We start from the raw sequence: 9,818 nt of genomic DNA on the forward strand, positions 1-9,818 counted from the left end.
GATATTAGCCAGAGGCAGAGCCAGGGGGCAACGCCGGGCCGAAGCCCATGAAGCAGGGCTTTACGCGATCCCGAACGACTATCGACTCCGATTGAAGAGAGAACCATGAGGCCAAACCAGCAGAATCGGCGCATGCGCGGACGTAACAACAACAACCGCAAGGGCCCCAATCCGCTTACCCGGACCTACGAGAGCAACGGCCCGGACGTGAAGATCCGCGGATCCGCCCAGCAGGTCGCCGACAAGTACAGTGCCCTGGCGCGCGATGCGATGAGCGCCGGCGACCGCGTGATGGCCGAGAACTACCTGCAGCATGCCGAGCACTACAACCGCATCATCGCGGCCGCCACGGCGCAGATGCAGCCGCAGCGCGACGCCCGCGACGATGACGACGACAGCGATGACCGCGACGACCGGCAGGACAACGCCAGCGCCTCAGACAACCGGCGCGACGAACGTGACAACCGCGGTGACCAGAACTCCGGCAATGACGACGGTTCCGGTCCGCAGCCGGTGATCGACGGAACGCCGGCGGAAGTGGCGCTCGGCGACGACCAGGGCGAAGGCCAGGGCAGCCGCCGCAATCGCCGGCCGCGCCGCCGCGACAAGGACCAGGGCCAGGATCAGGACACGGCCGCCGCTTCCGGTTCGGCGGATGGCGAAGCCAAGAGCGAGGCGCCGGCCGAGGACGGCGAGGCCGAGAAGCCGAAGCGCACGCGCCGGCCCCGCAAGGCCAAGGCGGACAGCGACGGCGAGGAAACGAAGGCCGAGGGCGGCGAAAGCGCGGTCGAGGCCGCGGAATAAGACGCAAGGCGCAAGTCTGTTTTCCGACAAGGGCGGGGCTTCGGCTCCGCCTTTTTTCGTTCCGGCGGTGCATGCCGCCGCGCGTTCAACTGCCGCGGGGAACGAGAAGGATGATGCCCGCCCCGGCGATGCAGACGGCGACGCCGAGAAGATCCCATTGATCCGGGCGCTGGCCTTCGACGAGCCAGAGCCAAAGCAGGGACGTGGCGATGTAGATGCCGCCATAGGCCGCGTAGGCGCGGCCGGCGAAAGCCGCCGTGCTCAGAGTCAGCAGCCAGGCGAAGGCGGCAAGGCAGAGCATTCCGGGGATCAGCCAGAGAATGGTCCGGTCCAGCCGGAACCACGCCCAGAAGGCGAAACACCCGGCAATTTCGGCCAGCGCGGCGGCGATGTAGACCAGGGCAACCTGCATGCCCAAGGCTTAACCCGCACCCGGTTTCCGGTCCAATCAGAATTTCTTGCGGCAGCATGCCGCAGAGGCCGTCGCCGAAGCTTGCGAAAGGCAAATCCGCTCCCCATATCCGGCGGGAACAAAGAGGGGACGCCTCGAAGAGGGTTCCCGTCACTTGGCCCGACCCGGTGCCGCGCAAGGCGGGCCGGCGAGGAGAGGAGACAGGACATGAATGTCGAGAAGTATTCCGAACGCGTGCGCGGTTTCATACAGTCCGCCCAGACGGCGGCGCTGACCCGCAATCACCAGCAGTTTTCGCCCGAACATCTCCTGAAGGTGCTGATCGATGACGAGGAAGGCTTTGCCGCTTCGCTGATCGATCGCGCCGGCGGCCGTTCCAAGGACGTTCGCCTGGGTGTCGAAGCGGCCCTTAACGCCATGCCGAAGGTGGAAGGCGGAAACGGGCAGCTGTATCTGGCGCAGCCGCTGGCCAAGGTGTTTTCCACGGCCGAAAACCTGGCCAAGAAGGCCGGCGACAGCTTCGTCACCGTCGAGCGCCTGCTGACAGCCCTGACGATGGAAAAATCCGCCAAGACCGCCGACATCCTGGCCAAGGCCGGGGTGACGCCGACCGCGCTCAACCAGGTGATCAACGACATTCGTGCCGGGCGCACGGCCGATTCGGCCTCTGCCGAGCAGGGTTATGACGCGCTGAAGAAATATGCCCGCGACCTGACCGCCGATGCGCGTGCCGGCAAGCTCGACCCGGTGATCGGGCGCGACGACGAGATCCGCCGCACCATCCAGGTGCTGTCGCGGCGCACCAAGAACAACCCCGTGCTGATCGGCGAGCCGGGCGTCGGCAAGACCGCCATCGCGGAAGGCCTGGCGCTGCGCATCGTCAACGGCGACGTGCCGGAGAGCCTGAAGGACAAGCGCCTGCTGGCGCTCGACATGGGCGCGTTGATCGCGGGCGCGAAGTACCGTGGCGAATTCGAGGAGCGGCTGAAGGCCGTGCTGTCGGAAGTGCAGGCCGCGGCCGGCGGCGTCATCCTGTTCATCGACGAGATGCACACGCTGGTGGGCGCGGGCAAGTCGGAAGGCGCGATGGATGCCTCCAACCTGCTGAAGCCGGCACTGGCGCGCGGCGAACTGCATTGCGTGGGCGCCACGACGCTGGACGAATACCGCAAGCACGTGGAAAAGGACGCCGCGCTGGCACGCCGGTTCCAGCCGGTGTTCGTCAGCGAGCCGACGGTGGAGGACACGATCTCCATCCTGCGCGGGCTGAAGGAAAAGTACGAGCAGCACCACAAGGTGCGCGTCTCCGACTCCGCGCTGGTGGCGGCGGCCTCGCTGTCGAACCGCTACATCACCGACCGCTTCCTGCCCGACAAGGCCATTGATCTGGTCGACGAGGCAGCGTCGCGGCTGCGCATGCAGGTCGACAGCAAGCCCGAGGCGCTGGACGAGATCGACCGGCGGATCATGCAGTTGAAGATCGAGCGCGAGGCGCTGAAGGTCGAAAAGGATGAGGCGTCGAAGGATCGTCTCGCCAAGCTGGAACAGGAACTGGCCGGCCTTGAAGAGGAATCGGCCGCGCTGACCGCCACCTGGCAGTCGGAAAAGGCCAAGCTCGGCGAGGCTGCCGACCTCAAGCGCCAGCTGGACGAAGCGCGCAACGAACTGGCGATCGCGCAGCGGTCCGGCGAGTTCCAGAAGGCGGGCGAACTGGCCTATGGCCGGATCCCGGACCTGGAGCGCAAGCTGCAGGCGGCGGAGGAACGCGATGGCGATGCCGGGTCGATGGTCGAGGAGACGGTGACGCCGGATCACGTGGCCCATGTCGTGTCGCGCTGGACCGGTGTGCCGGTGGACAAGATGCTCGAAGGCGAGCGCGAGAAGCTGCTGCGCATGGAAGACGAACTGGCCCGGCGTGTCGTTGGCCAGGGCGAGGCCGTGCAGGCGGTTTCCAAGGCGGTGCGGCGTGCCCGTGCCGGCCTGCAGGATCCCAACCGGCCGATCGGCTCGTTCATGTTCCTCGGCCCCACGGGCGTGGGCAAGACGGAATTGACCAAGGCGCTGGCGAATTTCCTGTTCGACGACGAAAGCGCGATGGTGCGCATCGACATGTCGGAATACATGGAGAAGCATGCCGTCTCGCGGCTGATCGGTGCGCCCCCCGGCTATGTCGGCTACGACGAAGGCGGGGCGCTGACGGAAGCGGTGCGGCGCCGGCCCTACCAGGTGGTGCTGTTCGACGAGATCGAGAAGGCGCATCCGGACGTGTTCAACGTGCTGCTCCAGGTGCTCGACGACGGCCGTCTGACCGACGGGCAGGGCCGCACGGTCGATTTCCGCAACACGCTGATCATCATGACGTCGAACCTCGGTTCGGAATACCTCGTCAATCTGGGCGAGGAGCAGGACGTGGACGTGGCGCGCGACGACGTGATGAACGTGGTCAAGGCGTCGTTCCGGCCGGAATTCCTTAACCGGGTCGACGAGGTGATCCTGTTCCACCGTCTGCGGCGCAAGGACATGGGCGCCATCGTGGAGATCCAGCTCAAGCGGCTTGCAAAGCTGCTGGCGGACCGCAAGATCGTGCTCGACCTGGATGCTTCCGCCGTCGAGTGGCTGGCCGACAAGGGCTATGATCCGGCCTATGGCGCACGGCCGCTGAAGCGGGTGATGCAGAAGGAACTGCAAGACCCGCTGGCCGAGAAGATCCTGATGGGCGAGGTGTTCGACAACTCCACCGTCAAGATCACCGCCGGGTCCGACCGGCTGGTGTTCCGGCCGAAGAGCGGCAGCGAGACCACCGAACAGGCGGCCTGACATCCGTCGTCACACGAATCGAGGAAAAGGCCGGGTGCGTGATGCGCCCGGCCTTTTTCGGTTGCGGCAAGCCTGCTCGCGTGAAACATTCTGTCTCTATCGGCCATGGGCAAACGGGGGGCGTCGCACATGAGGATCGGTTTCATCGGGCTTGGCAATGTCGGTGCCAAGCTGGCGGACAACCTGCTTCGTAACGGCCACGACCTGACGGTGCGCGATCTCGACCGCAGTGCCGGCGAGCCCTTCCTTGCGCAGGGCGCGCGGTGGGCTGACACGCCGAAGGCGATGATCGAGGCCTGTGACGTGGTCATCACCTGCCTGCCGTCGCCGCAGGCCTGCGCTGCCGTGATGGAGGGCGAGGACGGGATCCTCGCCGGGATCGGTCCGGGCCGGATCTGGGCGGAAATGTCGACCACCGACGCCGCCGAGATCGTGCGGCTTGCTGCTCTCGTCGACGCGCGGGGCGGCAGCGCGATCGAGTGTCCGGTTTCGGGCGGATGCCACCGGGCCGCAACCGGCAACATTTCCATCTTCGCCGGGTCGGACCGGGAAACCTTCGAACGCATGCTGCCGCTCCTGAAGACGCTTGGCCGGCGCATCCTGCATACCGGACCGATCGGCTCGGCCTCGATCCTGAAGGTGATGACCAATTACCTGGCCACGGCCAACCTGCTGACGGTCTGCGAAGCCCTGACGGTGATGAAGGCTGCGGGCCTCGATCTCGCCACGACCTACGAGGCGATGGTGATCTCGTCGGGCACCTCCTTCGTGGCCGAGACCGAGGGGCAGGTGATCCTGAACGGCAGCCGCGACATCGAGTTCACCATGGACCTCGTGCTCAAGGATATCGGCCTGTTCCAGTCCATCGCCGACCGGCACGGGGTGCCGCTCGAGATCAGTCCGCTGATGATCGACATCTTCCGCGACGGCCAAAGGCGTTACGGCGCACGGGCCAATTCCGACGATATCATCCGCCGGCTGGAAGAGGCGACCGGGCTCGACATCTCCGCGCCGGGCTTCCCGGCGCTGATGGTCGACGACGAGCCGCCTGCACCCGGCTACGAGGTGACGCCGCGCGGCCGAGACCCGATGGCGTTCTGACGCGATGACGCTGGACGAGTACAACGCGTTCTGCGCTTCGCTGCCCCACGCCAACCACGTGGTCCAGTGGCGGGGCGCCCACGTGTGGAAGGTCGATACCAAGGTTTTCGCCATCGCCCGGTTCGATGAGGGCGAGCGGGAGCGGGTGACCTTCAAGTGCTCCGCCTTTTCCTACGACATCCTGAAGGAGCAGCCCGGCCTGCGGCCCGCGCCGCACCTGGCCAGCCGTGGCATGAGCTGGATCCAGCGCATTTCCGACGAGACCATGGATGACGAGGCGCTGAAGGACTATCTCGCCGAAAGCCACCGGCTGGCGGCCCAGAGCCTGACGCTGAAACGCCGCAAGTCGCTCGGCCTGGCCGCCGATTGACCGGGCGTCATCTTCATGCCCGGTTCATGTTGCATGTGGTTGTCTTGACGAATGACATGCAATCGATTTTCAGGAGTCCGTTTCTTGATCCGCTTTCGCCTTGCCCTTTGTCTGCTTCCGCTCGTGGCCATGCCGGCTGCCGTTCCCGCGTTTGCCGGCGACCAGCCCGTCCGCCTCGCCCAGGTCGAGGCGGACGTCTACATCGGCCGGAACGGGGAGCGCATCTATGTCGATCCCTACTCCGGTGACATCGTGGCGATCGAACCGGCACCGTCGCGGCGCTATCAAGAGCGCAGGCGCGAGCTTCCGCGCGACTACTACGAACCGCGCAGCCGGCAGTACCGGCAGGTGCCGGCCGAGCGGCGGGCGCGGGCCTATCCCGGGGCGCGACAGCCGGAACGGCGGGCAGTCATCGCCCCCGCGATCCGGGACGAGACGGTGCGGCGTCAGCCGCTGGTGCCGCCGGATACCCGGCAACGGGAGCCGGAGCCCGACGCGAAGCTGGCAAAGCGGGAAGGCGTCGACCGCCGCGCCACCGGTACGATTCGCGCAAAAGAGGACGCACCGCTGACGCCGAAAACGGACCAGCCGCCACTGGCCGGTTCGCGCATGCTGCTGGCCAAGGCCCAAGTGCTGCTCGACCGGGCGGGGGCCTCTCCCGGTGTCATCGACGGGCTGGACGGGTCCAACATGGCCAATGCGCTGGAGGCGTGGCGGGTCATGACCGGCCAGGCGCTCGACGTGGCCGACGAGGCGTCGATCGACGCGCAACTGGCAGCCCGCGGCGGCGCGGCCTTCGCCGACTACCGGATCACCAATGCGGACGCGGCCGGCCCCTACGTGGCCTCGGTGCCTTCCGATTACAGCGCCAAGGCGACGCTGGACCGCCTGTCCTACACCTCGCCAGCCGAGGCGATCGCGGAAAAGTTCCACATGGACGAAGGCTTCCTGCGCTGGCTGAACCCGGAGGCGAATTTCTCGCGGCCGGGAACGGTCATCAAGGTCGCCGTGCCGGGGATGCGCGTTCTGGGCGAGGTCGCCCGAATCGTCGCCGACAAGGGCCGGGAGCAGGTGCGCGCCTTCGATTCGGCCGGCCGTATGGTCGCGGCCTATCCGGCGACGATCGGTTCGGCCGATACGCCATCGCCGAGCGGGACCGTGACGGTGGACCGGATCGCCTTCGACCCGGAGTACACCTACAACCCGAAGATCAACTTCAAGCAGGGCGCCAATGACAAGGTGCTGCGCATTCCCCCTGGTCCGAACGGCCCGGTCGGCAGCATCTGGATCGCGCTGTCCAAGCCCACCTATGGCATTCACGGCACGCCGGAGCCGTCCCGGATCGGCAAGACCAACAGCCATGGCTGCGTGCGGCTGACCAACTGGGATGCGACGGAACTGGCCAAGCTGGTCAAGCCGGGCGTGACGGTGGAGTTTACCGACTGAGACGGCCGGGGGCAGCACGTGCTGCCGCCTTGGTCGTTTGCTTGGCCCGTTTCCCCTGCGCTCAAAGGCGCCCGGGAGACGGGCGAACGGTTCCGCGATGATTGTCTTGCCTGCCGCAAGTTCGCGGGCGCGAACGTCTGCAACTTTCGCTGAATTTGCATGTCGCGGTCGGCGTTCGCGTTCAGGACACTGCGGGATCGCCGTTTTCCGCGACTGTCTTTCCAGGCGCAAGTTCACGGGCGCGAACGTCTGCAACTTTCGCTGAATTTGCATGTCGCGGTCGACGTTCGCGTTCAGGACACTGCGGGACCGCCGTGTTCCGCGACTGTCTTTCCAGGAGCAAATTCACGGGCGCGAAAGTCTGCAACTTTCGCTGATTTTGCTGGTTACCGGCTGGCCACTTCGAGCTGTTTCGCGTCGTCGGTCTGCAGCAGCGCCTCGATCCGCTTGCGCTCTTCCTGGAAGGCCGCCAGTTCCTCGCCCTTCAGCACCTTCCCGGTGGGAAGGCGGACGCGCATGGGATCGACCTTGCGGTCGTTGACCATGAGTTCGTAGTGAAGGTGCGGGCCGGTGGAGAGGCCGGACGTGCCGATGTAGCCGATGATCTGGCCCTGGCGGACACGGGCGCCTTCCTTGATGCCCTTCGCGAAGGCGCTCTGGTGATTGTAGCTGGTCTCGTAGCCGTTGGCGTGGCGAATCACGGTCTGACGGCCATAGCCGCCAGCCCAGCCGGCCTTTTCGACGACGCCATTGCCGGCCGCGATGATCGGCGTGCCGGTCGGTGCCGCCCAGTCGACACCGGTGTGCATGCGCGAATAGCCGAGGATGGGGTGGCGGCGCATGCCGAAGCCGGAGGTGAAGCGTCCGTTCGGAACCACGGTGCGGAGCAGGAACTGGCGCGCGGAGCGTCCGTTCTCGTCGAAGAAGTCCGTCGTCCCGTCCTTGCCCTGCCAGCGGAAGAAGAGGCGCGTGTGGCCGCCGAAGGAGGCCTTGACGTAGAGCATGCGCGACTTCTCGGTGGCGCGGCTGTTATCGTCGGGGTTGGAAAAGAAGACGTCGATGGAATCGGTCGGGTTGAGCCTGGCCTGGTAGTCGACGTCGGCGGCCAGGAGACGGATCAGTTCCTTGGTCATGTCGCCGGTCAGGCCATAGGAAAACGCGGCGCGGTAGATGCCGTCGTAGACGGTCGGCAGATCGGCGGCCGCCCGGACCGGCGGCGGCGAATTCTCCAGGTAGGCCGTGGCATCGAAGGGGCCGTCCGGCTCGTCAGCGGGGACAAACTGGTCGCGGTCGTCGCGGGCGATGGTCAGGACGTGGTCACGGCCGTGGTAGACGCTGGCACGCATGATGGTCGCGTCATCGCCCCTGGTCTCGAGACCGAACCGTACCACCGAGCCGCCCTTGAGGCGCGGGCCCTGCAACAGGGTGGAGATGGCGTCCGCCATGCTCATGGCGCTGTCGCTCTCGTAACCGTGGCGGGAGAACATCGACTTTATCTCGGCATCCTCGCGGACCACGATGACGTCCTCGGCATAGCCGACCGAGGGCTGGTCGCTGATCGTCGGCGGCGCCACTGAAACGTTTTCCTGCACGATCTTCACGTTCTGCGGCAGCGAGATCGTCAGGCCGGGGTAGGTCTCGCCGAAACGGGTCGGATCGACGTAATGGAGCGCGGCCACCTGGACCGCGCCGTCGGTCAGGATCGCGCCGGTCCGGCGCACGACCTCTTCCACCTCGTTGGCCGACAGGCTGGAGCGCTTGTCATACTCGGCGGAATCGAGCGGGAAATCGACGGTGCGAAGGGTGACTTCGCTTTCCACCTTGGCGCCGTAGATCGTGCCGGTGGCCACGCCGCCCGCGGCAATCGGATCCTCGGAGAAGACGCCGAGCGGATCGAACTTCGGATAGGACTTGTCGGTGGTGTGGCCGGCGGCCAGCGCCATGGACACTTCCACGAAGGGAACCATGCGCACCACGTTGGAATCACCGGAGCGAACCATGGTGGAGACTTCCATGCGCTTGCGGTCGTTGGCCTTGGGGGCTGCGCGGACCAGCGCGATCCGCCCGGTCTTCGATTCCTCGCCACCTGCCTGGGCCGGCGAAAGCTCGTTCAGCGCCATGATTTCCGGCGGCGTGGCCAGTTGCTGGCGCCCTTCGAGGGCGGCCGACAGGGCAACGCCCATGAGCAGGGTCGAGGTAAGGCCGGTGAGAAAGGTTCCCGAGAGCCAACGGGCGGAAATCTCCCGCCGGTCCGGGGGCTGGTGGCGATCGCCAGCGAGAATGGGCTCGGTGTTGCCGAGTTCCTCGATGATGCGCGGCGAATCCTGCATCCTGCCCCTATTCCCCTTCTTTCATGCAAGGCGCCCTGGCCGGGCGCTCCATAGACCGTGCCTTGAACAGCGATGGCGACAGTTGCCCGCTGACCGATGCAAGTCAACCAGGAAGCCCGCACCGAACCGAAGTCCATTCGGGGGGTAAGCAGGAAATCCAGCCTGAATAAGGCACCGCGCACGCGCGGCGTACGCGCACGAGGGGCAAAAACCCGGCTGTCAAAAAAAGTTCAAAAAAGCGATTTTGGGCTGTTGACACCTGCAACGGCTGGAGCCTATATACGCCCCACAACGAGGGCGGCGGCGCCGCTGGCGACAGAGCGCTGCGCCCTTGAGTTTCCGAGATAGCCGCTTCGAGCGACTGATTGGACGGCCCGGCTGGGCGGCTCTTTTGAGGGGCTTGGCTGGTTGAAAGCTGTTTTTTGCGGCTTTGTTCTTTGACAACCGAATATGGAAGAAAGAGAAACGTGGGCGGCAGGTCCTTGATTTGCCAAGCAGTTTCCTGAAAGGGAGATTGCGGTTCAAGAGACATGGCGGA

8 protein-coding genes are annotated in these 9,818 nt (G+C 65.9%); 5 read left to right on the plus strand and 3 right to left on the minus strand.

Going from position 1 to position 9,818, the window contains the following annotated elements; translation table 11 throughout:
• Positions 1-132 precede the first annotated feature (132 nt).
• Positions 133-804 (plus strand): DUF4167 domain-containing protein, encoded by a 672-nt coding sequence (locus CSC94_RS18705; RefSeq protein ID WP_342585965.1) that lies wholly within the window; start codon positions 133-135, stop codon positions 802-804.
• Positions 805-889: 85 nt separating this feature from the next.
• Here the strand turns inward: CSC94_RS18705 and CSC94_RS18710 are convergent, their stop codons facing one another.
• Positions 890-1,216, minus strand: coding sequence for a YnfA family protein (locus CSC94_RS18710; protein ID WP_099307896.1), 327 nt, complete (start codon positions 1,214-1,216; stop codon positions 890-892).
• A gap of 207 nt (positions 1,217-1,423) precedes the next feature.
• Between CSC94_RS18710 and clpB the strand changes: the two genes are divergently transcribed.
• The 4 genes from clpB (at position 1,424) to CSC94_RS18730 (ending at position 6,950) form a co-directional block, all read left to right on the plus strand.
• Entirely contained in the window at positions 1,424-4,033 is a 2,610-nt protein-coding gene (clpB, locus tag CSC94_RS18715) for an ATP-dependent chaperone ClpB (protein ID WP_099307897.1), read from the plus strand.
• A gap of 129 nt (positions 4,034-4,162) precedes the next feature.
• The gene (locus CSC94_RS18720; protein WP_099307898.1) at positions 4,163-5,134 is read left to right on the plus strand and encodes an NAD(P)-dependent oxidoreductase; all 972 of its coding nucleotides are present in this window, start codon (positions 4,163-4,165) and stop codon (positions 5,132-5,134) included.
• Between the two features lie 4 nt (positions 5,135-5,138).
• Complete coding sequence (locus CSC94_RS18725) at positions 5,139-5,504, plus strand: MmcQ/YjbR family DNA-binding protein (protein ID WP_099307899.1); 366 nt, start codon at positions 5,139-5,141, stop codon at positions 5,502-5,504.
• A 129-nt stretch (positions 5,505-5,633) separates the two neighbouring features.
• A complete protein-coding gene (locus CSC94_RS18730; RefSeq protein ID WP_425356534.1) occupies positions 5,634-6,950 on the plus strand; it encodes a L,D-transpeptidase in 1,317 nt (438 codons plus the stop codon).
• Between the two features lie 386 nt (positions 6,951-7,336).
• On the opposite strand, the gene CSC94_RS18735 is transcribed toward CSC94_RS18730, so the two are convergent.
• Together CSC94_RS18735 and CSC94_RS24915 are read right to left on the minus strand one after the other, a co-directional pair.
• Positions 7,337-9,280, minus strand: a complete 1,944-nt coding sequence (locus CSC94_RS18735; RefSeq protein WP_099307901.1) for a M23 family metallopeptidase — start codon at positions 9,278-9,280, stop codon at positions 7,337-7,339.
• Positions 9,281-9,383: 103 nt separating this feature from the next.
• Positions 9,384-9,818 (minus strand): hypothetical protein (locus tag CSC94_RS24915; RefSeq protein ID WP_205853357.1); only part of this gene is annotated, 435 nt, incomplete at its 5' end.

It is taken from the genome of Zhengella mangrovi (assembly GCF_002727065.1).
Classification (GTDB): domain Bacteria; phylum Pseudomonadota; class Alphaproteobacteria; order Rhizobiales; family Rhizobiaceae; genus Zhengella; species Zhengella mangrovi.